At 61.5% G+C, this 22,844-nt stretch carries 21 protein-coding genes and 1 pseudogene; 13 read left to right on the top strand and 9 right to left on the bottom strand.

The annotated features are described in order from the left end of the window. Positions 1–95: 95 nt before the first annotated feature. On the top strand, positions 96–1,556 hold the full coding sequence (locus ACZ46Y_RS07655; protein WP_311952817.1) for a Na+/H+ antiporter family protein: 1,461 nt from the start codon (positions 96–98) through the stop codon (positions 1,554–1,556). A 281-nt stretch (positions 1,557–1,837) separates the two neighbouring features. Then, positions 1,838–3,177: pseudogene (locus ACZ46Y_RS07650) on the top strand (Na+/H+ antiporter family protein). A 91-nt stretch (positions 3,178–3,268) separates the two neighbouring features. Here the strand turns inward: ACZ46Y_RS07650 and ACZ46Y_RS07645 are convergent. After that, positions 3,269–3,685: a SufE family protein gene (locus ACZ46Y_RS07645; RefSeq protein ID WP_311952812.1), complete on the bottom strand. Its 417-nt coding sequence runs from the start codon at positions 3,683–3,685 to the stop codon at positions 3,269–3,271. Between the two features lie 45 nt (positions 3,686–3,730). Continuing rightward, positions 3,731–4,954 (bottom strand): tyrosine-type recombinase/integrase, encoded by a 1,224-nt coding sequence (locus ACZ46Y_RS07640; RefSeq protein WP_311952808.1) that lies wholly within the window; start codon positions 4,952–4,954, stop codon positions 3,731–3,733. 232 nt (positions 4,955–5,186) lie between these two features. Here ACZ46Y_RS07640 and ACZ46Y_RS07635 point away from each other — a divergent pair, with 232 nt between their 5' ends. After that, the gene (locus tag ACZ46Y_RS07635; RefSeq protein ID WP_311952805.1) at positions 5,187–6,233 is read left to right on the top strand and encodes a DNA-binding protein; all 1,047 of its coding nucleotides are present in this window, start codon (positions 5,187–5,189) and stop codon (positions 6,231–6,233) included. A 144-nt stretch (positions 6,234–6,377) separates the two neighbouring features. On the opposite strand, the gene nfuA is transcribed toward ACZ46Y_RS07635, so the two are convergent. Next, positions 6,378–7,022 carry a Fe-S biogenesis protein NfuA gene (nfuA, locus tag ACZ46Y_RS07630; protein ID WP_311952803.1) on the bottom strand — a complete coding sequence of 215 codons (645 nt, stop codon included), beginning with the start codon at positions 7,020–7,022 and terminating at the stop codon, positions 6,378–6,380. 236 nt (positions 7,023–7,258) lie between these two features. Between nfuA and metH the strand changes: the two genes are divergently transcribed. Both metH and ACZ46Y_RS07620 read left to right on the top strand, forming a co-directional pair. Continuing rightward, complete coding sequence (metH, locus tag ACZ46Y_RS07625; protein ID WP_311952800.1) at positions 7,259–10,954, top strand: methionine synthase; 3,696 nt, start codon at positions 7,259–7,261, stop codon at positions 10,952–10,954. Between the two features lie 36 nt (positions 10,955–10,990). Continuing rightward, positions 10,991–12,292, top strand: coding sequence for an MATE family efflux transporter (locus tag ACZ46Y_RS07620; protein WP_376717569.1), 1,302 nt, complete (start codon positions 10,991–10,993; stop codon positions 12,290–12,292). On the opposite strand, the gene smrA is transcribed toward ACZ46Y_RS07620, so the two are convergent. After that, a complete protein-coding gene (gene smrA / locus ACZ46Y_RS07615; protein WP_311952779.1) occupies positions 12,289–12,879 on the bottom strand; it encodes a DNA endonuclease SmrA in 591 nt (196 codons plus the stop codon). The genes ACZ46Y_RS07620 and smrA overlap by 4 nt on opposite strands. Before the next feature lie 24 nt (positions 12,880–12,903). Here smrA and ACZ46Y_RS07610 point away from each other — a divergent pair, with 24 nt between their 5' ends. From ACZ46Y_RS07610 to ACZ46Y_RS07595, 4 genes are all read left to right on the top strand, one after another. Next, positions 12,904–13,461, top strand: a complete 558-nt coding sequence (locus ACZ46Y_RS07610; RefSeq protein ID WP_311952775.1) for a gamma-glutamylcyclotransferase family protein — start codon at positions 12,904–12,906, stop codon at positions 13,459–13,461. 21 nt (positions 13,462–13,482) lie between these two features. Beyond that, complete coding sequence (wrbA, locus tag ACZ46Y_RS07605) at positions 13,483–14,103, top strand: NAD(P)H:quinone oxidoreductase (RefSeq protein ID WP_311952772.1); 621 nt, start codon at positions 13,483–13,485, stop codon at positions 14,101–14,103. Continuing rightward, a complete protein-coding gene (locus tag ACZ46Y_RS07600; RefSeq protein WP_311946983.1) occupies positions 14,103–14,507 on the top strand; it encodes a DUF2069 domain-containing protein in 405 nt (134 codons plus the stop codon). Before wrbA ends, ACZ46Y_RS07600 begins: the two co-directional genes overlap by 1 nt. A gap of 208 nt (positions 14,508–14,715) precedes the next feature. Further along, positions 14,716–15,186 (top strand): c-type cytochrome, encoded by a 471-nt coding sequence (locus ACZ46Y_RS07595; protein WP_311952769.1) that lies wholly within the window; start codon positions 14,716–14,718, stop codon positions 15,184–15,186. Between the two features lie 101 nt (positions 15,187–15,287). Here ACZ46Y_RS07595 and ACZ46Y_RS07590 read toward each other — a convergent pair whose 3' ends face one another. Continuing rightward, positions 15,288–15,971, bottom strand: coding sequence for a cytochrome b/b6 domain-containing protein (locus ACZ46Y_RS07590; RefSeq protein ID WP_311946979.1), 684 nt, complete (start codon positions 15,969–15,971; stop codon positions 15,288–15,290). Between the two features lie 230 nt (positions 15,972–16,201). Between ACZ46Y_RS07590 and ACZ46Y_RS07585 the strand changes: the two genes are divergently transcribed. The 3 genes from ACZ46Y_RS07585 to pdxH are packed head-to-tail and all read left to right on the top strand — an operon-like array spanning position 16,202 to position 17,928. Continuing rightward, positions 16,202–16,891 carry an AzlC family ABC transporter permease gene (locus tag ACZ46Y_RS07585; protein WP_311952765.1) on the top strand — a complete coding sequence of 230 codons (690 nt, stop codon included), beginning with the start codon at positions 16,202–16,204 and terminating at the stop codon, positions 16,889–16,891. Next, the gene (locus tag ACZ46Y_RS07580; RefSeq protein WP_311952762.1) at positions 16,881–17,231 is read left to right on the top strand and encodes a branched-chain amino acid transporter permease; all 351 of its coding nucleotides are present in this window, start codon (positions 16,881–16,883) and stop codon (positions 17,229–17,231) included. The genes ACZ46Y_RS07585 and ACZ46Y_RS07580 overlap by 11 nt, the downstream gene beginning before the upstream one ends. 52 nt (positions 17,232–17,283) lie before the next feature. Continuing rightward, positions 17,284–17,928, top strand: coding sequence for a pyridoxamine 5'-phosphate oxidase (pdxH, locus tag ACZ46Y_RS07575; protein ID WP_311952759.1), 645 nt, complete (start codon positions 17,284–17,286; stop codon positions 17,926–17,928). Positions 17,929–17,949: 21 nt separating this feature from the next. Here the strand turns inward: pdxH and ACZ46Y_RS07570 are convergent, their stop codons facing one another. Then, positions 17,950–20,694, bottom strand: a complete 2,745-nt coding sequence (locus tag ACZ46Y_RS07570) for a bifunctional acetate--CoA ligase family protein/GNAT family N-acetyltransferase (RefSeq protein WP_311952756.1) — start codon at positions 20,692–20,694, stop codon at positions 17,950–17,952. 101 nt (positions 20,695–20,795) lie between these two features. On the opposite strand from ACZ46Y_RS07570, the gene ACZ46Y_RS07565 reads away from it, so the two are divergent. Further along, positions 20,796–21,737 carry a histone deacetylase family protein gene (locus tag ACZ46Y_RS07565; RefSeq protein WP_311952754.1) on the top strand — a complete coding sequence of 314 codons (942 nt, stop codon included), beginning with the start codon at positions 20,796–20,798 and terminating at the stop codon, positions 21,735–21,737. A 32-nt stretch (positions 21,738–21,769) separates the two neighbouring features. Here ACZ46Y_RS07565 and ACZ46Y_RS07560 read toward each other — a convergent pair whose 3' ends face one another. The 3 genes from ACZ46Y_RS07560 to tusC are packed head-to-tail and all read right to left on the bottom strand — an operon-like array spanning position 21,770 to position 22,821. Beyond that, positions 21,770–22,123 (bottom strand): TusE/DsrC/DsvC family sulfur relay protein, encoded by a 354-nt coding sequence (locus tag ACZ46Y_RS07560; protein WP_311952752.1) that lies wholly within the window; start codon positions 22,121–22,123, stop codon positions 21,770–21,772. Positions 22,124–22,125: 2 nt separating this feature from the next. Further along, a complete protein-coding gene (tusB, locus tag ACZ46Y_RS07555; RefSeq protein ID WP_311952750.1) occupies positions 22,126–22,422 on the bottom strand; it encodes a sulfurtransferase complex subunit TusB in 297 nt (98 codons plus the stop codon). A 39-nt stretch (positions 22,423–22,461) separates the two neighbouring features. Beyond that, positions 22,462–22,821, bottom strand: coding sequence for a sulfurtransferase complex subunit TusC (gene tusC, locus ACZ46Y_RS07550; protein ID WP_311952747.1), 360 nt, complete (start codon positions 22,819–22,821; stop codon positions 22,462–22,464). Positions 22,822–22,844: the final 23 nt, after the last annotated feature.

The raw sequence follows: 22,844 nt of genomic DNA, 5'->3' as shown, positions 1-22,844 counted from the left end.
CGGATAAACTACAGAAACTCGTTAATCATATTATAGCCCGCGACCGAATCGTAAACGACACAATAAAATAGATCTGATAAAAGGGGCCAGTTATTATGCCGTTGCCACAAACTCTAAATCAGGAAGAAAGAAAAGACTTGCTTTTAAAGCGAAGAGCGATTCCTGGTATTCTTATGTTCAGCATGATTTATTTAATTGCATTTGCGATTGGTTACCATATAAATGCTGTAATTCTGACGATCGCATTGATGATCACGCTATGTTTATTGCAGGTGCCAGTTGCTATATCGCTGATCACAGCCGCCTTACTCGGTGGCTTACATAGCGGGATGGACATGACTAGCGCGATCGCCGCTTTCAACGATAACCTATTGATTGGCGCGCAGGTGGGACTCACCTATGTAATGATCGGTGCCTTTGCTGTCGCAGTTGCACGTAGCGGTCTACTGGATATACTCGCTCACAAAATTGCTTCACGACTTGATCTTAGAGAAGGTGCTACTAACAAGGGAGTGAAGTGGATTATCTTCTTGACCTTTATCACTGCCTCCGCAATGTCACAGAACCTGGTGCCCGTACATATCGCGTTTATTCCCATCCTGATCCCGCCGCTGCTAGGAGTGATGAATAGGCTCCAAGTCGATCGGCGTGCCGTGGCCTGTGTCCTTGCCTGCTCAATCAGTGCTAGTTACTTATTGCTACCTACCGGTTTCGGGGCGATCTATTTGAATGAAATTCTGTTGGCGAACGTTAATGACGTCGGTCAAGCCTATGACCTCACGGCGACAGCCAGCATGGTACCTAAAGCTATGTTCCTACCGGTGATGGGGATTTTAGTCGGTATGCTTGTCGCCGTTTTCTACACTTATCGAAAGCCAAGGGATTATCAGACCGTCCCACTGACAGACCTTCATGTGGAACAGTCACCGCAAACGCTAAAAATCACACAGCTCGTTACCACGCTTTTAGCGCTTGCGGTGGCCTTGATCTGTCAGCTGAAATTCGATTCTCTCATGGTAGGTGCCATGATAGGATTTATTATCCTCAGCTTCACTGGCATCTTCCGCTGGAATGAGCAGGACGATGTCTTCACCGAAGGACTTCGTATGATGGCCCAGATTGCTGTCATCATCACTATTGCCTCCGGCTTCTCCGGTGTGCTGAGCGCAACAGACGAGATTGCCCCATTGGTCTCCGCTACGGCCGACATGGTCGGTGGCAATATGGCGCTTGGCGCTGCGCTAATGTTGATTGTCGGCTTATTTATTACTATAGGGTTTGGTGACTCCTTTGCCAGCGTGCCTATTCTTGCACCAATTTATATACCATTGGCCATCACTCTGGGTTTTTCCCCAATGGCTACAATAGCTCTACTGGGGGCTGCCGCCGCGCTTGGCGATGCAGGCTCTCCTGCTTCCACCATCACGCTTGGCGCCACTGCAGGGCTCAATGCCGATGGGCAGCATAACCATATTAATGACAGCGTTATCCCTACTTTTTCTCATGCTAATTTTGGCATGCTACTATTTGCCTGGATAGCGGCAATGCTGCTATAAACCATTCGATTTAACGCTATAGGGTTGCATACTTTTGCCACAGCGCCACTATTCTTCAAATAAATGTTACGATTATTCATAATAGGTTAATGTCAATAAATTACTTCGCAAACATCCCAACGTATAGGGAGGTAAATTTAACGGGATATAGCAGGAATAAAATCATACCCAATAAAGGGTGTCAAAATAACCACTTCTGCCACTGCGCCAATAGCGTTATCTGATTGCTACCAACGATTATATACCGTTCCCAATACAACAAGAAATCGGAGAATTAAACCATGAACTCTATTGTCATAGCCGTGGTCATCATGATGGGCCTGAGCCTGTCGCGGGTGCCGGTCATCATGGCCCTTATTATCGCCACCTTTGTCGGCGGCATTGCCGCTGGGATGGATACCACGGAAATACTGTCCACCTTTGAAGGCGGTCTGGGGAATGGCGCCAACATCGCGCTCTCCTACGCGCTGCTGGGGGCGTTTGCAGTCGCCCATCGCGTTCCGGGATAACTCATTTGTTATCGGAAAAGATTATTCACCTCCTTGGCGCTAAAGATAGTGCCACCAATATGCTGTTTGCCCAGGTCGTGCTTTACGGCATGCTGCTGCTCTGTGCCAGCGTGGCCGAAACATTAATCCCTGTGCATATAGCCTTTATACCGATTCTGGTACCGCCGCTTCTGGAAGTGATGGACCGTCTGAAACTGGATCAGCGCGCTGCCGCCTGTGCGCTAACTTGCGGGCTGATCCTAGCCTATATGCTATTTCCGATAGGCTTCGGATCGGTATATCAGCGCAATGTTCTGGGCGAAAATATCAACCTGGCAGGAGAGGCGTCAGATTTCGCCATTTCGCTAAACTCTATCCCGCTGGCTATGCTCATTCCCTCAATTGGCATGTTTTTAGGTTTGGTAATAGCGGTCTTTATTACGTATCGCAAGCCTCGGGAGTACCAGACAAGGGCCATCGCCGACACTGACCAGAAACCCCAGAAGGTCGAGCTCAAAATGAGCCAGATCGGCCTCAGCCTGGTTGCCATTGTGGCCGCATTGGTGGCACAGCTCATGCTGGGTTCAATGCTGCTGGCGGGCCTGATCGGCTTTGCCATTTTGAGCCTTTCCGGTTTTTTCCGTTGGAATGAAGTCGATGACGTTTTCGTGATCGGCTTACGCATGATGGCGCTGATTGGCTTCATTATGGTCACCGCCCAGGGATTTGCAGCAGTGATGGTAGCAACGGGTGAAGTCTCCAGTCTGGTAGAAAGCTCAACTGCACTGATTGGCGATAACCAGGCTCTAGCAGCGATCGTAATGTTACTTGTCGGGCTATTGATTACCATGGGTATCGGATCGTCTTTTTCGACAGTGCCGATTATCGCTGTGATCTATGTACCGCTGTGTATTGCTTACGGTTTTTCGCCGCTAGCGACGGTCGCCTTGATCGGTACTGCGGGTGCTTTGGGCGATGCCGGCTCGCCAGCATCCGACTCTACTCTGGGGCCAACCGCCGGTCTCAATGCCGATGAGCAGCACGACCATATCTGGGATACCGTGGTGCCCACCTTCCTGCACTTCAATCTGCCCTTGCTGGCAGCGGGGTGGCTGGCCGCCATGGTGCTCTAGCAGTGGACAATATAAGCGGCCGAACCTGTTGCTCGGCCGCCTCAACTTGTGAGATGCCTTTTCATCAAACCGCCCCGACGCTCAAGCGTTGTCAGCTGGCAGCTTCTTTTTCCGCCACCTGAAAGATCCGCTGCAGCATGGCGTGAAGGCCGTTGCTGCGCGTGGGCGAAAGGTGCTTGTCCAGCCCCAGGTCGGCAAGAAAATGCGGCTCCGCCGCGCGGATTTCTGCCGGGCTGCGCTCGCTGTAAATGCGCAGCAGTACCGCAATCAGCCCCGACACAATGGCCGCATCCGAGGTGGCGTAAAAGGTGAGCTGGCCGTCCTGCTTTTCGTGGTTCATCCAGACGTTGGACTGGCAGCCCTTGATCTTGTACTCCTCGATTTTCCACGTCTCGGGGAAAGCCGGCAGCTGTTTGCCCATGTCAATAATGTACTGGTAGCGGTCCATCCAGTTGTCAAACAACTCGAACTCTTCGACGAGCTCTTGCTGAGCTTCTTCGGCGCTCATGGCGAGTCCTTTTTCGTCAGGTGAATATATCGGCATTATAACGCGTTAACGCACCGGTGAAACGCCGGGAGCGCCTTCATCCGGTGCCGGCGTCAGGCGGTGGCGCTGCTGCTCGGCGTGCCAGCGCGCATCCTCGGTGTGCAGATAGCGCGAGGTGGTGTCCAGCCGGGAGTGGCGGGCGCTTTCGGCGAGATAGTGCAGCCCGATACCGGCCTGAGCCTGGTGGGTGATGGACGTATGGCGTAGCCAGTGCGGCGTCGCCCGGCGCAGGGTTTCCACCGTCGCGGCCGAGCCGCCCTCGTTTGCCAGCGCCTCGGTACCCTGGGTAAACGCCCGGCGGATCAGTCGGTATAGCTGGTTATCGCCAACGGCACGCTGGCCGTCCAGCGCGCGGATCAGCGGCGTGTCTTCGGCGTGCGCCGGCAGCGCTGAAAGCCCCAGCGCGCCGCGCCACTGCTTGAGGCAAGCAATAAAGTCGTCCGGCACCGGCACCTCGGCAAGCTTGCCGCCCTTTCCTACCACTCGCCACCAGAGGCGCCCTTCCCGGGTAAAAAAATCTTCCATCCGCGCCGCCGCCATTTCGGCAATGCGGGGGGCCAGCAGATAGGCAAAGCCAAAGACAAAGCGCAGCCGTTCGTGTTCAAAGCGCGCCCGCGGCGCAGCGTCGGCCGCCGGCGGCCGGCTCAGCCACTGCCAGAACCAGTCCCACAACTCCTTTTCCAGATAGCGCTCGATGCGCCCGCCCTGATTGTTCAGCCGGCGGGATTTATCGCGCATCAGCCGGAACGGGTTATGTGCCACCCAGCCGGCTTCAACCAGCCAGCCGTAAAGCCCCTGCAAAATTACCAGCGCCTGGCGACGGCTGGCGGGAGATAGCGCGCCGCGAAACGGCCGCCAGTCAGGATGCCCTTCGGGCCGCGTAGCCCCTCTCCAGCTCGCCGGCGGGTCGGCCAAAAACGCCTCGAAGCGGCGCAGCGCTTCGCGGTCAACGTCTCCAAGGCCAGTGCCCTTCTCGTCAAGCCACAGCAGCAGGCGCCGGGCTTCCCGCCGGTAGGCCCGCCAAGTCTGCGGCGTGTCCCGGTATTCCGCGAGCCACTGGGCCACGGCCTCGGCGTCGTTTGAGGCGCGAATCAGCGGGCCGCCGCTGCCCTCTTGTTTGCCTACCCGTTTACTTTTCTGCGCCGGCGCCAATACGGCCGGCGGCGCTGAAGGGTCGATGAAGCGATCGCTGGAGAGCGCATTATCCAGCTTGGTGCGCGTATCCGTCATGGCGGCGGCTGGCCCTTAGTGAAAGGTGGAAGGCTCAGTCTGGCGCTACGCGTTTAAAAATTCAAGATAAGGCGGGTAATCTTGAATTTATTGCTCAAAATGTAAATAAAATTACGTAATATGTATTATGTAATAATTGCTTTTTGCCGGCGCGAGATCGACAATGGGCTTCGTAAATAGATGGCCTTTTAACAGCAGCGCCACGGCCAACGACAACCAGGGAGGGCGAGAGATGGCACGCACCGGTATCCAGTACGCCGACGTGCGCCGGGCGATTGATGAGCTGATCGCCCGGGGCGATAACCCGAGCGTGCAGCGCATTCGCGAGGTGCTCGGCACCGGCAGCTTCACTACCATCAGCGAGCACTTCCGCTACTGGCGCGATGAGCGTGAGAAAAACCGCGACGCGCCTCCACCCCGGGAGATTCCCGAAGCCGTTGTGACGCTGGCAACGGACATGTGGCGCCAGGCACAGGACGTCGCCAACGAGGGCCTGGCCCACTATCGAGAGGAAGCCAATCGCGAAGTGGAGGCGGCTCGTGATGAGGCACAGAAGGCCCGGCAGGAAGCCGACAACGCGGCCCAGCGGGAAAGCGCCCTGGCCGAGCACCTTCGCCACCGCGAAGCACACATTGAAGGGCTGGGCACACAGCTCGCCGAAAGCCGCGCGCAGCAGAAGCAGCTGCAGTCGCGCAGCGACAGCGCAGAGCAGGCGTGCCGGGCGCTGAGAGAAGAAAGCGCCGAACAGGAAGCAAAGCTTGAGCAGCAGGCCCGGGCGCATAGCGATGAGGCCAGGCAGCAGCGCGAGGCGTTCGACCGCCAGCTCGCCGAGGAGCAGCAGCGCAACGAGGCGACCGAAGGCAAGCTGCTTGCCCTGCTGGATGGCGTACGCCAGGAACGCGCCGACGACGACAAGGCGCATCAAAAGCGTGTGCGGCAGCTTGAGGTCCGTCTGGAAAAGGCCGGTGAGGAGAACGACCGAGTGGGCAGGGAGTTAAAGGCAGTTCGGGAAGCCGAAACCCAGTGGCAGCATAGCCATGGGCAGCTGGAAGAGGCACTCCAGGGCCAGCAACAAGCCGCAGAAGAGGCCCACCGCGAGCGGGAGCGCCTGCAAGAGCGGCTGAACCAAGCGGAGCGCGCCCTGGAGCAGGAGCGCGAGCGCTACCGACACGAATGCGATTGGCAGGCGTCGCTGAGCCAGCGCCTCCAGGCGCTGCAAGAGCAGGTGGCTACCCTGCCCGCCGTCGTGCCCGACGAGTCTGATGCAAAGAAACGATAAGCGCTTTATGCAAAAAGCCCCGCTGAAAAGCGGGGCTTGGAGCTAAGCATATCGAGACTAAGCTTACTGGGGCTAAGCTTAATGGGGCTAAGCTTAGTGGGACTCAGCCTACCGAGCTAGCGCTCGATATGGCCAGGCCTCAAGTTAGTAGTAAGCGTTGGTGGTATCGGAGTGGTCGGTGACGTCGCGGATACCGCCCATTTCGGGAATGCGCTCAAGCAGGGTGCGCTCGACGCCGTGTTTGAGCGTGATGTCCACGGCCGCACACCCCTGACAGCCGCCGCCGAAGGACAGCACGGCCACGTTGTCGTCGGTCAGCTCGACCAGGCGAACCTCGCCGCCGTGGGCGGCAAGCCCCGGGTTGATCTCGCTGTAGAGCACGTAGTTGACGCGGTCTGCCAGGGGGCTGTCGGCGTTGACCTTGGGCATCTTGGCGTTGGGCGCCTTGATGGTCAGCTGGCCACCCATGCGGTCGGCGTTGAAGTCGACCACCGCCTCTTCCAGAAAGTTGACGCTGTTCTTTTCCAGAAACACGCGGAGCTTTTCCAGCTCCAGCGCCACGTCGTCGGGCTCTTCTTCGCCCGGGCGGCAGTAGGCCAGGCAGGTCTCGGCGTAGGGCGTGCCTGGCTGGGTAATGAAGATGCGCACGGCGATGCCTTCGACGTTCTGCTTTTCCAGCAGTTCGGCGAGGTACTCCTGGGCGCTCGGCGTAATCTCGATGCCCTGCTTGGCTTCTTCAGCGACGTCCTGCCGAGTCTGCGAATCTTGTACTTCAGCGGTCGTGGTCATGGGACTTGTCTCCTACGGTGGCAGCGTACTGCGCACGGCGAACAATATTCGCCTCAATGATAAGCAAAACCGGGCGCCGACACAATCCTGAGTGTTTTACTCGGCTTTGACGGCAAGCTGCGCGCAAGAGGATACTTTGGTATCATACGCGCCCGCCCGTCGTGCCCGCTCACCTGCCGATGGCGCAACAAGACAACCTGTTTTCTTTACGGTGACGCTGGAGATTTCCCTTCGCTATGGCTGCTAGTGCTTTGACTGCGACCCTTGAAGAGCGCCTTGCTCAACGCATCCTGATTCTTGACGGCGGCATGGGCACCATGCTGCAAAACGCGCAGCTAAGCGAGGCGGAGTTTCGCGGCGAACGCTTCAGCGACTGGCCGAGCGATCTAAAGGGCAACAACGACCTGCTGGTGTTGACCTGTCCGGACGTCGTGACGCGCATCCATCGCGACTACCTTGAAGCCGGCGCCGACATCATCGAGACCAACACCTTCAACAGCACCCGGCTCTCCCAGTCCGACTACGGCATGGAAGACCTGGTTAGCGAGATCAACTTCGAGGCGGCCCGCCTGGCCCGGAGCGCGTGCGACGCCGTGGCCAGTGAGACCGGCACGCCGCGCTACGTCGCCGGGGTGCTCGGCCCCACGTCGCGCACCGCCTCGCTCTCCCCGGACGTCAACGATCCGTCCAAGCGCAACGTCACCTTTGACTCGCTGCGCGAAAACTATCTGGAGGCCGCCACGGCGCTGGTCGAGGGCGGCGCCGACCTGATTCTGATCGAGACGATTTTCGACACGCTCAACGCCAAGGCGGCCATCTACGCGCTGGAGGAAATGTTCGAGGCCCGGGGCGAGCGCACCCCGGTGATGATCTCGGGCACCATTACCGACGCTTCCGGGCGCACCCTCTCCGGCCAGACCACCGAGGCGTTCTGGAACTCCGTGCGCCACGCCAACCCGTTTTCCGTCGGCCTCAACTGCGCCCTGGGGGCCAGCGAGCTGCGCCCCTACCTGGCCGAGCTTGCCGACAAGGCCGATACCTTCGTCTCCGCCCACCCCAACGCCGGGCTTCCCAACGAGTTTGGCGAATACGACCAGTCCGCAGAGGAAATGTCGTCGATCGTCGCCGAGTTTGCCCAGAGCGGGCTGGTCAACATCATCGGCGGCTGCTGCGGCTCAGCGCCCGAACACATCCGCATGATTGCCGAGGCCGTGGCCGACATGCCGCCGCGCGAGATCCCCAAGCGCCCCGCTGCCTGCCGCCTGTCGGGCCTCGAGCCGTTCAACATCGCCGCCGACTCGCTGTTCGTCAACGTCGGCGAGCGCACCAACGTCACCGGCTCCGCGCGCTTCAAGCGGCTGATCAAGGAAGAGGACTACACCACCGCCCTGGAGGTGGCCCTTGAGCAGGTCGAAAACGGCGCTCAGGTCATCGACATCAACATGGACGAAGGGATGCTCGAATCCCAGGATGCCATGGTGCGCTTTCTCAACCTGATCGCCGGCGAGCCCGACATTGCCCGGGTGCCGATCATGATCGACTCGTCCAAATGGGAAATCATCGAAGCGGGTCTTGCGTGCATTCAGGGCAAAGCGATTGTTAACTCCATCTCGCTCAAGGAAGGCGAAGCGGACTTTCGCGAGCAGGCCACCAAGTGCCGGCGCTTTGGCGCGGCGGTTGTCATCATGGCCTTCGATGAAGACGGCCAGGCGGATACCTTCGCCCGCAAGACCGAGATTTGCGCGCGGGCCTATCGCCTGCTGGTCGACGACATCGGCTTCCCTGCCGAAGACATCATCTTCGACCCCAACATCTTCGCCATCGCCACCGGCATCGAAGAGCACAACAACTACGGCGTGGACTTCATCCAGGCCACGGAGTGGATCCGCGACAACCTGCCCCACGCCATGGTCTCCGGCGGGGTGTCCAACGTGTCGTTCTCGTTTCGCGGCAACAACGCCGTGCGCGAGGCCATTCACTCGGTATTTCTCTACCACGCGGTGCGCGCGGGTCTGACCATGGGTATCGTCAACGCCGGCCAGCTGGGCGTGTACGACGATTTGGACGCCGAGCTCCGCGACGCCGTGGAAGACGTGGTCCTCAATCGCCGCGAGGATGCCACCGAGCGCCTGCTGGATCTTGCCGAAAGCTATAAGAACGCAGCCGCTGGCGGCCCCAAAAAGGAAGACCTCGAGTGGCGCGAGTACGACGTCGCCAAGCGCATCGAGCACGCGCTGGTCAAGGGCATTACCAGCCATATCGTCGACGATACCGAAGAGGCCCGCCAGCAGTTCGACCGCCCCATCGAGGTTATCGAAGGCCCGCTGATGGACGGCATGAACGTGGTCGGCGATCTGTTCGGCGCGGGCAAGATGTTTCTGCCCCAGGTGGTCAAGTCCGCCCGGGTGATGAAGCAGGCCGTAGGCCATCTGCTGCCCTACATCGAGGCGGAAAAGGACGAGAACACCCAGTCCAAGGGCAAGATCGTGATGGCCACGGTGAAAGGCGACGTTCACGATATCGGCAAGAACATCGTCGGCGTGGTGCTGCAGTGCAACAACTACGAGGTGATTGATCTTGGCGTGATGGTCCCGGCGGCGAAGATCTTGCAAACCGCCATCGACGAAAACGCCGACATGATCGGACTGTCCGGGCTGATCACGCCGTCCCTGGACGAGATGGTCAGCGTGGCCAAGGAAATGCAGCGCCAGGAGTTTGATCTGCCGCTGCTCATCGGCGGCGCCACCACGTCCAAGGCGCACACGGCGGTGAAAGTCGACCCGCAGTATCAGAACCCGGTGATTTACGTCACCGACGCCTCCCGGGCGGTGGGCGTGGCCAGCCGCCTGCTGGCCGACAACCTGAAAGAGGCCTACGTCGCCGAAATCAGCGCCGACTACGACAAGGTGCGCGAGCGCAACGCCAAGCGCCGCCCCAAGGCCGCCGATCTCACCTACGAGCAGGCGCGCAAGCGTCGCTTTCGCACCGACTGGGACGCCTATACCCCGCCGGCCCCCCACACCCAGGGCGTGATTGCCTTCGACGATTACGACCTGGAAGCGATTGTCGACTTCATCGACTGGACGCCGTTTTTCATGAGCTGGCAGCTCACCGGCAAGTATCCGAAGATTCTGGATGACGAGGTCGTCGGCGAAGCGGCGCGCAGTTTGTTTGACGATGCCCAGGCCATGCTCAAAAAGATGGTCGACGAAAAGCGCATTCGGGCGCGCGGCGTTATCGGCCTGTGGCCGGCCAACAGCGTGGATGACGACGAGATCGAAATCTATCGCGACGAATCCCGCGGCGACGTGGTCGAGCGGCTTTTTCATATCCGCCAGCAAACCACCAAGGGGCGCGACGGCCTGTGCTATAGCCTGGCCGACTTTGTCGCCCCGAAAGATACCGGCAACCCCGACTGGATCGGCGGCTTTGCCGTAACCACCGGCCACGGCGTGGAAGAACTCGGTCAGAGCTACAAGGACGCCGGCGACGACTACAACGCCATTATGGTGCAGGCGCTTACCGACCGCATGGCCGAAGCCTTTGCCGAGCTGCTCCACGAGCGCGTGCGCCGGGAGTACTGGGGCTATGTGCCGGAAGAGACCCTGGATAACACCGCGCTGATCGCCGAAAAATACCAGGGGATTCGCCCGGCGCCGGGCTACCCCGCCTGCCCGGATCACACCGAGAAAATCAAGCTGTTCGAGCTGTTGAATGCCACGCAGCACACCGGCCTTGAGCTAACCGAGAACTTCGCCATGTGGCCCGCGGCGGCCGTGGCCGGTTGGTATTTTTCCCACCCGCAGTCGAAGTATTTTGCCACCGGCAAGATCACCCGAGACCAGGTCGAAGTGCTGGCCGCGCGTAAAAATCGCCCCCTGGACGACATGGAGCGCTGGCTGGCGCCGGTGCTCTCCTACGACCCGGAATAAGCGGTGACGCTTCTGCCCCCGCGCCGGCGCCGGGTCATGCGCCTGGCGCTGCCGGTGATGCTGGGCATGCTGTCGCAAAGCGTGCTCAACCTGATCGACGCGGCCATGGTCGGCTCGCTCGGCGAGGTGGCGCTGGCCGGTGTGGGCGTCGGCGGCTACGCCATGTTCATGATGACCGCGCTGGTATTCGGGCTGTCGTCCGCGGTGCAGTCGCAAACCGCCCGGCGGCTCGGTGAAGAGGCCGCCGCCCCGGCCGGGCCGCTCAACGGCGGGCTGATGTTGGCGATCCTCATCGCCGCCCCCATCAGCCTGCTGGCCTGGTGGCAGGCGCCCGCGCTGATCGGGCTGATTACCCCGGCGCCCGACGTTCAGGCGGTGGGGGCTAGCTACTTTCGCTGGCGCGTCGCCGCCCTGCTGGCGGTGGCCATGACCCTGTGCCTGCGCGGCTACTGGAACGGCCGCCAGCAAACCGGCATGTATCTGCGCATCATTCTTTGCGTCCACGCCTTTAACGTGCTGGCAAGCCTGGGGCTGATCTTTGGCCTGGCGGGCCTTCCCGCCATGGGCGCAGAGGGCGCCGGGGCCGGCTCGGCGCTGTCGCTGTGCCTGGGGCTGGTGCTTTGGGTCGGAGTGAGTCTCAAGGGCGCGCGGGCGCACGGGTTTCTCACCCGCCTGCCGACGCCGCGCGCCGTCGGACGCCTGGCCGCGCTGGTCTGGCCGCACTCGCTGCAGCAGCTGTGCTTTGCCGCCGGCTACGCGGTGCTGTTCTGGATGCTAAGCCGGGTAGGCACCCAGAGCGTGGCCGTGGGGCATATCCTGATCAACCTTTCCCTGCTGCTGGTGCTGCCCGGCGTGGGCGTGGGCGTGGCCGCCATGAGCCTGGTCGGTGACGCGCTGGGCCGTGACGCCCGCGGCGATGCCCACCGCTGGGGGCTGGACGCGCTCAGGCTTGCCTGGCTGTTGCTCGCCACGCTTGCGCTACCCATGCTGGCTTTCCCCCGGCTGATACTCGGGCTGTTTTTGCACGATGCCGCGCTGATCGAGCTGGGTGCCCTGCCGCTGCGGCTGACCGGGGCGATGATCGTGCTGGATGCCGCCGCCCTGGTACTGGCCCAGGCGCTAATGGGCGCCGGCGCCCAGCGTACGGTGATGACGCTTACGCTTTCCATGCAGTGGCTGGTGTTTTTGCCCGTGGCCTGGGCCGTCGGCGTCGCCGGCGGCTACGGGCTGTTGGGCATCTGGCTTACCCAGCTTGGCTATCGGGTGCTCAATTCCCTGGGGTTTCTGTGGGTATGGCAGCGTCGCCGCTGGGCGATACCGGCGGCTGAGCCCGCCTAGCCGCGGCGTTTCTGCTGGCGTTCGCGGTTGTTGGCCTTGGCGCGCTGGCTTTTACGCAGCATCACCCAGGTTGCTCCCAGCCCGCCGTCGGCCTGCTGGGCCGAGACGTAAGCCTGTACCTGGTCAAACTGAGTCAGCCACTTGGCCAGATACGAGCGCAGCACGTTGGCCGGGCTGTCGATTTCCCGCCCGCGGCCGTGCACAATCAGCACCGAGCGCAGGTCGTTATGGTAGGCGTCTTCCATGAAGGCAAACAGCCTCTGCCGGCACTTGGCCAGCGGCAGACGCAGCAGGTGCAGCTGGGCCTGCACCGGGTAGCCGCCGTGCTTGAGCTTGTCAGCCACGCCCCGCTGGATGCCGTCGCGGCGAAATGCCATGGGGTCGGCGGGCGGCAGCAGGTCGACGAAATCATCCGAGAGAAAGTTATGCTCGCCGATGTTTTCTTCGGCGGCGGCGCGACGGGCCTGCCCGCCATCGGCTGACGCCGGCGGTGCTTTACCCGGGTCGGCGCGATTGTCGCGCTTGAGCGGGGCCACGTCGCCGACCACCGCGGCAAAATCCGTCTGGTCACGCAGTGACTGATTCATCTTCCTACCTCCGGCTGACGGCACATGACGTTATTCAGCTTATCCCGGGCAAGCGTATCAAAACCTTCACAGCGGCTTAAGCGTGCGATAAAAACCGGCCTCGGACTTGCCGGCCTTTTGCTGCTGGCCGCGGCGACCTGGTGGTGGTTTATCTGGCTGAGCCCCTGGGGCTATGACCGCCCGGCTCATCTTGCCCCGGTGGCGCCGGGCTCGCACCAGGTTTTTGTTTACGGCACCCTGCGCTATGCGCCGGTGCGCTACCTGGTCATGGGCTCGGCCGGCAGTACCGATGACGCTACCCTGGTCGACTACCGCCGCTGCGGGTTGAACATCGCCCCGGCTCCGGGCGGGCGCGTCGCCGGCCAGGTGTTCAGCGTGTCTGCCGCCGAGCTTTCCCGCCTGGACCGCTACGAGCGGCTCGGCAGGCGCTACGCTCGCCTTGCGGTCACGCTTGCCAACGACACGCGGGCCTGGGTCTACCGCCGGCTCGACGCCAGCGCTGCCGGGCAAACGCCCATCGGCTGTCCGGGCTCTGATACCATGGGCGCCGATACCTCATTCCTTAACGCACACCGCGACTGACGCTCACCAGGGAGCCCGTTAATGAGTGCCGAACTGCCGTATATTCTTGTGTTGTACTATTCCCGCTCCGGAGCGACGGTCACCATGGCGCGCCAGATCGTCAAGGGCATCGAAAGCGTTCCCGGTATTGAAGCGCGTCTGCGCACGGTGCCGCCGGTATCGCCGGTGTCCGAGGCAGTGGCGCCGGAAATTCCCGAGGAGGGCGCGGTTTACGTCGACCACGATGACCTCCGCCACGCCAGCGGCCTGGCGCTGGGTAGCCCCACCCGCTTTGGCAACATGGCCTCACCGCTCAAGTATTTTCTTGATACCACCAGCGGGCTCTGGCTCAACGGGGCGATGGTCGACAAACCCGCCTGTGCCTTTACCTCAACCGCTAGCCTTCACGGCGGGCAGGAAACCACGCTGATTTCCATGCTGCTGCCGCTTTTGCACCACGGCATGGTCTATGCGGGGATTCCGTACAGCGAAACGGCGCTGCTCGAAACCCAGGGCGGCGGCACGCCCTACGGCGCCAGCCACGTGGCCGGCGCGCGCGGCGACCGCCCGGTGGACGACCACGAGCGCGAGCTCTGCGTAGCACTCGGCAGGCGCATTGCCCGTTTGGGGCTTGCGCTGCATGCCATGCGGGAGGCCGAATAATGCGTCAGTGGCTGGAAGAGCTGGAGCGTCGGCGGGGCCTGGCTACCCTCACCCGGCATTCACGTCGCCTGGTCGTGGCAAGCTTTGCCCTGCTGCTGATGCTGATGGTGTATCGCGGCCTGCTGATTCAGGGCGACGCCGACTTCAACTGGCGCCCTATCGTCGCGTTTGTGCTGCCGCTGGTGCTGTTTTTGCCCTCGATTCTCGGCAGGCGGCCGCGCGGGCACGCCTGGCTTGCGTTTGTCAGCCTGCTGTATTTCATGCAGGGCGTCATGGTCGCTACGCTACCCGGACAGCACCTTCGCGGCGTGCTCGAAGCCGGGGTGGCGCTGGCGCTGTTTACCGGCTGCATGGGCTACGCGCGGTTTCGCAGCCGGCTGCTGCGCGAACGTGACGCCAGCTGAGCAGGCACCGGCCCTTCACGCCCGACAAAGGCGCCCGTGTTTTACATCTTCAAGTGATAAGCTTATTAGGCTAAGGTGATGGGACGTTACCGCGTAACGCCATGTGTCAAAGGCATATTGAGCACAAAGAGAATCCGGCCGTCATGACGATGCCGTCATGACGATGCCGTGATGACGATGCTGTGATAACGACAAGGGAGAAGTTTTGATGCGTATCATGAAAACCGGCCTGAGTGCCGCAGTCTGTGCCGCGCTGCTAACCGCAAGCGTTACCGCCAGCGCCGCCGAGCCTGAAGATGCTATTCATTATCGCCAGTCGGCGCTAGGGGTCATGGGCTGGCATTTCGGCCCGATTGCGGACATGGCCAAGGGCGATATCGAGTATGACGGCGACGAGTTCGCGCGTCGGGCACAGAACGTCGCCAACCTGGCAAGCATGCCCTGGGAAGGCTTTGTTGACGGCAGCTATCAGGACGACGGCCACGGCGTGGACACCGATGCGCTGGCAAAGATTGCCGATAACCCGGATGATTTTGAGCAAAAGCAGCAGGATCTGATCGACGAGTCGCAGAAGCTGGCGACGGTCGCCGAGGACAAGGACTTTCAGACGTCGCGCGCCCAGCTGTCGAAAGTCGGCAAGACCTGCAAGAACTGCCACGACGACTACCGCGCCGAGTAAGCCGGCAGGAGTCCAAATAGATCAGCTTGCCTGACCGCAGGCAGCGTATCCAGACGGGAAGCTACGGCTTCCCGTTTTTGTGTCCGCTGCCCTGGCGCGCGCTACCAGTACCACCAGGTCAGGCTGACACCCGCGGCACAGGCAATGGCCAGCAGGCCAAGCCACAGCGGACGCGGCGTCAGTGGGGAGGCGCTCGGGTCGGCGTCCATCGGCGGGCCGGGCAAGCGCTTGTTGCCGGTAAACATGGCCCCCACCAGCCTCTCGCCCAGCAGCCGATGAAAGACGATGGCACCAATATGCAGGCCGATCAGGACCAGCAGCAGCGTGCTGTTGTAGCGGTGCAGGGTAAGCAGCGTTTTGCTGATGTCGGCCCCCAGCGCGCCGTAGAGCGGCGCCTCAAAGAAGATATCGTCGCTTAAAAAAAGCCCGCTGGCGCCCTGGAACGTTAGCGACAGCAGCATGACAAGCACCATCCACCCGCCAATCGGATTATGCCCGGCGTAGGGCTTGGGGCGGCGCTTTAAAAGGCTCCAGGCATAGCCAAGCGAAATGCGCGGCGAGCGCAGGAAGGTGGTAAAGCGGGCAAAGAAGCTGCCGAAAAACCCCCACAGCCAGCGGAAGGTTAAAAGGCCGAGCGTGACGTAGCCGGCCTTGGCGTGAACCGCGGCGGGGAACAGAAACGGTTCGCCTGCGGTTTTCATGGTGTAAAATGACACCAGCACGGAAATCACCAGCGCCCAATGAAAAAGCCGCACATAGACGTCCCAGACACGAATACGCTGCATCGCTCCACTCCCGTTTAAGCCCGCCCTATATTGATATAACAGTTTCGCATTTATTCAGGCTTTCTCATAGAATACGGCGTGGTTATTGGCCGTGGCTCGGTGCCGCAGCAGCGCGGCTAACGACTTCGGCTGCAAACAGAGTGATTGGCGACAGGCCGATAAAAACAGGCCAGCAGCTCGGAGTCAGTAAGTCCAACCAGTAAACCCAGGGCTACCAAGGAGGCAGAGGCGTGAACAGCCAAACGTGGCGCGACGCCGGCAAGCAGACGCTGCCGGTCATGTTCGGATATTTGCCGCTGGGAGCCGCGTTCGGCATCGTGGCCATCGAGGTAGGCATTCCCTGGTATGCGGCGGCGGCGATGTCGATCATCATTTATGCCGGGGCCGGCCAGTTTCTGGCGACCACGTTACTGGCCGCCGGTGCCGGGCTGACCGAAGTCGCCGTGGCGACCATGATGCTCAACTCGCGCCACGTGTTTTACGGCCTGTCGCTATTAAAGCGCTTTCAGGGCGCCGGCTGGCGCAAGCCCTACATGATTTTTGCCCTGACCGACGAAACCTATTCGCTGCTGACCAGCCAGCAGGCCTATACTCATGCGCTGGGGTTTCGGGTCAGCCTGCTCAATCATCTCTGGTGGTTCTCCGGTACCCTGATCGGCATTGCCGTGGGCAGCGCGCAGCTGTTCAATAGCCAGGGGATCGAGTTTGCCCTGACCGCCCTGTTTATCGTGCTGACGCTTGAGCAGGCCAGGCGGCTGAAGCAGGCGCTACCCTTCGCCATCGCGCTGGCTACCGGTCTTGGTGCCGTGCTGCTGCTGCCGGACCGGCATTTGCTGCTGGGGGCGATCGGCAGCGCCAGTTTATTGCTGCTGGCGCATTATCGTCACGACCAGCGCCGGGAGAAACGCCATGCTCACTGATCCGCTATGGCAGCTGATCATGGTCTGCGCACTGGCCACCTTCGCCACCCGTGTGCTGCCCTTCGTGGCGCTGTCGCGCCAGGCTGATCATCCTTTGATCCTGCACCTCGGGCGCTACCTGCCGCCGGCGGTTATGCTGATTCTGGTGATCTACGCGCTGCGCGACTTTACCCCGCTGGCATCCGACTGGCAGCTCAACATGGGGGACAACGGCCTGCCGCTGATAGTGGCCTCGCTGCTGGTGGCGGGGCTTCACCTGTGGCGCCGCAACGCCCTGCTTTCGATCGTGCTGGGCACCGCTAGCTATATGCTCATGGTCCAGCTGAGCTGGGCGGGTTGAGCTTTGTTTTTATAGCAGCCAACATGGCTCCTACATTCAAGAGAGAAAACCCATGACACGCAACATAGCCGATATCAGGCGTGACTATGAAGGCGGTCGTCTCGACGAGTCGCAAACGCCCGACGACCCGTTTGCGCTATTTGACGAATGGCTGACCCTCGCGCTGGAAAAGGAAGGCGAGGACGGTAACGTCATGACGCTTGCCACCACCGACAACCAGGGGCGCCCCCACGGGCGGATCGTGCTGCTCAAGGGCTTTGACGATGCCGGCATGGTCTTTTATACCAACTATCACAGCCACAAGGGCAGCGAGCTTAGCAACGTCCCCTTTGCCGCGCTGACTTTCTGGTGGCCCTCGCTTTCCCGTCAGGTGCGCATTGAAGGCAGCGTCGACCCGGTCGGCAGTGACGAGTCTGACGCCTACTTCCACGGCCGCCCGCGCAACAGCCAGCTGAGTACCTGGATTGCCACCCAGAGCGTTGTAATTCCCGACCGCAACTGGATCGAGGAGCGTCAGCAGCGTTTTGAGCGGGCCTACGACGGCCAGGAAATCCCCCGGCCCATCCACTGGGGCGGATACCGCGTGGTGCCCGACATGATCGAATTCTGGCAGGGCCAGCCCAGCCGGCTGCATGACCGTATCCGCTACGAGCGCCGCGACAGCGAAAGCTGGCAGCAGTTTCGCCTGGCGCCCTAACGGCAAGCGGCGCATCGACCGTCAGCTCGAGGTTTCCAGCCGGTGGCGCTGCCACTCGTTTTCCGGCTCGTTCAGGCGTAGCGTGGCCTCGACCACCTGCTCTTCCATGTCAAAGCGGCACTTGAACCCCAGGTGCCTCATCAGCGCGCGCATGGGGTGGTTATCCATCATGATGGTGCCGGTCATCTCGATGATACCGATGTGACGGCAATAGCTGATCATCTTGTGCATCAGCAGGCTGCCGATGCCGAGCCCCTGGAGATCGTCGCGGATGATAATGGAAAACTCCGTGCGCAGATTGTCGGGATCGTTCCATACCCGCACCACACCCAGCATCTGGCGCTCCCCCGCTTCGGGCCGGTGCTCGGCGATAAACGCCATCTGGCGATCGTAGTTGATGTGGGACAGGATCGATAAATCCCGCTGGGACAGGTCCGCCTTGTTGTGAAAGTAGCGAAAGCGGATGCTCTGCTCGGAGAGCTTGCGGTGAAAGGCGCTGATCAGCGGCGCGTCTTCGGCGCGAACCGGACGCACCTCGACCGGCCAACCGTTGTTCAGCGTCGTCCATTCCCGCAGCTCTTCGGGGTACGGCATGATGGCAAAGCGGGCCGGCTTGCCCAGGTCCATGGCAAAGTCTACTGCCACCATGCCGTCGCGGTTGAGCAGCAGCGGATTCAGCTCAAGCCCCTGCAGTTCCACCAGGTCCGTTGCCATTTGCGAGAGCTTGACCAGCAGCTCGCACAGCCGCTCGATGTCGCGCTCCGGCGCGGCCGAATGCTCGCGTATCAGCGAGGCCACGTGAGTGCGCCCCACCATGTCAGCGGACAGGCTCATGTTTAGCGGCGGTAACGCCACCTGCCGGTCGGCCAGCACGTTGACCTTGTACCCCCCGATACCGAAGACAATCAGCGGACCGAAGACAGGGTCCCGGGTAATGCCGGCGCACACCTGCATGGAATGCTTGCCCCGCTGCATGGGCTGCAGGCAGTACTCGCGAATGGCGTAGTCGGGAAATTTCTCGCGCACCTTGTCGCCGAGGCGCGTGAGGCCGTCGGCGACCTGCTCCGGGGTTTGCAGGTCCTGAAGCAGGCCGGCGGAAAGCTTGTGCGGATGTCGGCGATAGCGAAACGGCCGGCAGTTGCCCTCGTGAACAATTTTCAGCGCTTTGGGCCCGGCAATCCGGCCGGCCTTTTCCAACGCCTCTTCCGCCGTATGTAGATACAGGCTGGGCGCTGCCGGTATCCCGTAGGCTTCCAGCACCTGGGCCGTTTCGCCGTGGGTCAGCGACTTCCGGCCTTCGGCCCGGGCTGCCTGGATCAGCGCGTGGCAGCGGGCGCGTATTTCGGCGCTGGTGGCAAACGGCAGGCTCGGCGGGGTCTCCTGCAGCAGCGTCTGTACGCGCTGGTAGTCCACCATGTGCATGAACGCCTTGACCGCCTTTTCCGGGGAAATATAGGTGGGAATGCCGGCTTGATTACAGGCCAGGCGAGCGGCCTGGGCTTCCTTAAGGCCCATCCAGCTGGTCAGCAGGTTGCGCCGAACCTTGGGCCGCTGGTCAATCAGGGCATCGGCCGTCTCTCGGGAAGGTGCCAGGCGAGTCGCGGCGTGAACCAGCAGCACGGCATCGACCCCGGGGTCGGCGCTGACGATGGCTAGCGCTTCGACCAGGCGCGACGGCGTGGCGTTGCCGCTGAGATCCACCGGGTTTTCCCCGGGCTTGCTGATGTCAAGGCCCTGCTGCTCGAGGGCCTGGCGGGTATCGTCGCTGAACATGGCCAGCTTGCCCCCGGCACTGACCAGTTTGTCGATCGCCAGCATGGCCGGCCCCAGGCCGTTGGACACCACCGCCAGCCGGTCGCCCTTCAGCGGCCGCATGCGCGAGAGCGTCTCCAGCGCGTCGAGCAGCTCGTCGGAGTCGTCGACGCGCACCACGCCCGCGCGGGAGAAAGCCGCGTCGAAGATGGTATCGCGGTGGGCAACGCCCGGCGTGACCAGCGGCTTGTTAAGCTCTGACTCCGGCGTGCGCCCGCTCTTGATGGCCACCACCAGGCGGTTGCGCGAGGCATCCCGCAGCGCGGTCATGAAATGCTGGGCATCGCGGACGTGCTCAAGGTGCAGAAGGATCGCCTGCGCCGGCGAATACTGATTGATGTAGTCCAGCACGTCGGGGAGCAGCACGTCGACGCTGTTGCCAACGGTGACCACGTGAGAGAAGCCCACGTCGCGCCCGGCCGCCCAGTCGATCATGGCGTTGGCCAGCATGCCCGACTGGCCCAGGTAGGCGACCCGCCCCGCCTTGACCGGCTGGCTGGCGTAGGAGGCGTTCAGCTTTTTGCCGGGGACGATAACGCCCATGCATTCTGGCCCCAGCAGGCGAATGCCCGATGCCCGGGCGGCTTTGAGCATGCGCGCCTTGAGCGAGCCGTGGTAATGGGTGTCACGGTCCAGATGGGCGCCGCCGGAGAGCACCAGCGCCGCCTTGACGCCAAGCTCCCCCAGCTCGTCGATCAGCGCCGGCACCCCTTCGATGACGGTACAGATGACCGCCATGTCGGGAATGGCCGGCAGGTCGTGCACCCGCGACACGCAGGGAGCACCGAACACGTCGGCATAGCCGCGCCGGTTGACCGCCCAGAGCTTGCCCCAGAAGCCGCCTTCCTGAACGTTGCGCAGCACCAGCCCGCCCAGGGATTCGGGCTTTTCCGACGCGCCGATAACGGCAAGCGATGCCGGCTGTAAAAAATGATGCAGAAATTTCGTGCTCATTTGGGTACTCCCCCGGGAAATAGCGCCGTTACGACCTATGGGCACTATGACACATCCCGGCTTTTTGCTTAAGCTGTCCAGAACCACAGCGGAGCGCCGACATGATCACTGCCTATATCACGCATCCTCATTGTGCCCTGCACCACATGGGGCCGGAGCATCCCGAATCGCCCCAGCGTCTGGAAGCGATAAGCGCGCGCCTGGCGCTTGCCGGACTGCTGCAGCAGACCATGCAGTCCGAAGCCAAAGAAGCCAGCCGGGAAGACCTGGCAAGGGTACACCCTAGCCAACACTTGCAGGCGCTCAAGAACGTGGTGCCCCATCAGGATATTGTCATGCTCAATGACGATACGCTGATGAACCCCGAGAGTCTGAAGGCGGCGGCGATGGCCGCCGGGGCCGCGCTGCGGGGTGTGGATCAGGTGTATCGCCATCAGGCGGATAACGTTTTCTGCGCGGTCCGCCCGCCGGGCCATCACGCTGAGGCAGCGGCGACCATGGGCTTTTGTTTTTATAATAACGTCGCCGTGGCGGCGGCCTATGCGCGCAAACGGTACTCGGCGCGGCGCATTGCCATCCTCGATTTCGACGTGCACCAGTGCAACGGCACCATCGATATTTTCAAAGAGGATCCGAACGTGCTGATATGCACTAGCTTCCAGGCGCCCTTCTATCCCTGGCGCTATATGGAAGACGACTACCACAACGTGGTGAATACGCCCCTTGAGGCAGGCGCAAACGGGGAGACGTTTCGCCAGGCCATCGAAGACCAGTGGCTGCCGGCGCTGCACGCCTTCAAACCCGACCTGGTGCTACTATCGTCGGGGTTCGACGCCCACCGCAACGATTCCATGTCGGATCTCGAACTGAGCGATGGGGACTTTTACTGGATAACGCGGCTGGCGATGGAAATGGCCACGCTGTATGCGGACGGCCGGCTGGTGTCGGTGCTGGAAGGCGGCTACCACCTGGAGTCGCTGGCAAGCGCTACCGAGGCCCATCTCAAGGCGCTGCTGGGGCTGCCCTTTGCCGATACCGCCTGAGCCGTCGCCAGGCGTGTTTTAACGGTTAGCGCTCAAAGGCAGTGGGTCGGCTTGGGCAACCCGGCAATGCGGGCGGCGCGCTTGGCCGGGCTGCCGGGAAAAAGCGACATCACATAAATTGAGTGCCCCTTCTCCTCGCCCAGCTGCTGCTTTACCGCCTTGATCCAGGCGCGCATGGCCGGCGCCATTTCAAAGCGGGCGTAAAAATTGCGCAGCACCCAGATAAGCTCCCAATGGGCCTTCGTTAGCGTAATGCCGTCCTCTTCGGCCAGGGCTTCTGCCACGCTTTCCGTCCAGTCACCCATGTTGACGAGATAACTTTCGGGATCGAGTGGGATTTTTTTGTTTTCACATTCAAGATAACGGTATATTTTTGCTTCGACCATACTTAGTACCAGCTAACAGTTTGCCGTGCCCTGGCGGTCAACGCGACGAAGGCTTCCATGCTGACCGTTTCAATGTTTCGTTCGTGTGCCCGGCTGCCAAGCCCCCGGGCGGCAAGGTCGTCCTCGAGCGCGTAAAGACGTCCGACGTCAAGCCGGTGGCCTTCCCAGCCGGCATCGAGCACAGCATAAACGCCGTCTTCGATCAGCAGCAGCGCATCTTCCGCCGCCATGGCCGCGAGCGCCTGGGCGCTTGCCTGGCCGTCGCCCGGGGGGCAGTTAAGGATATGCAGTATCATCATCGGCCCTGTGTCATCGCTACTGGGGAAAAATCTGAGCAGTCAAAACGTCAGAACCTGCCCGGCCTCATGAAACAGCGCCTGCACGGCGTCGGCGTCGAGCAGCTGCGTATTGGCGACCAAGTCACCCTCGGTAAGTCCGCGGGCGGTGGCGTCTGCGGCGGGCAGGTAAAGCGTATCGATATCGTACATTTCCAGCATATCGATAATCGGCAGCGTGGCCTTCTGGCCCGGGGCTCCGGGCGTTTGCCCGGGCAGCAGCGCAAAGAGGCCCTGCCCCATGAACAGCGGCACTACCGGCTTGCCAAACGCTGCCCCGACCAGCAGCGCATCCAGGCTTTCGCGCAGCCTGACGCCCTGGTAAGGCGCGCTGCGTATCACAACAAGTAGCGTATCATCCATGGCGCGTGGTCACTTCACAGAAG

The organism is Halomonas garicola (assembly GCF_055382465.1).
This window is presented reverse-complemented; position numbering and strand designations above follow the sequence as displayed.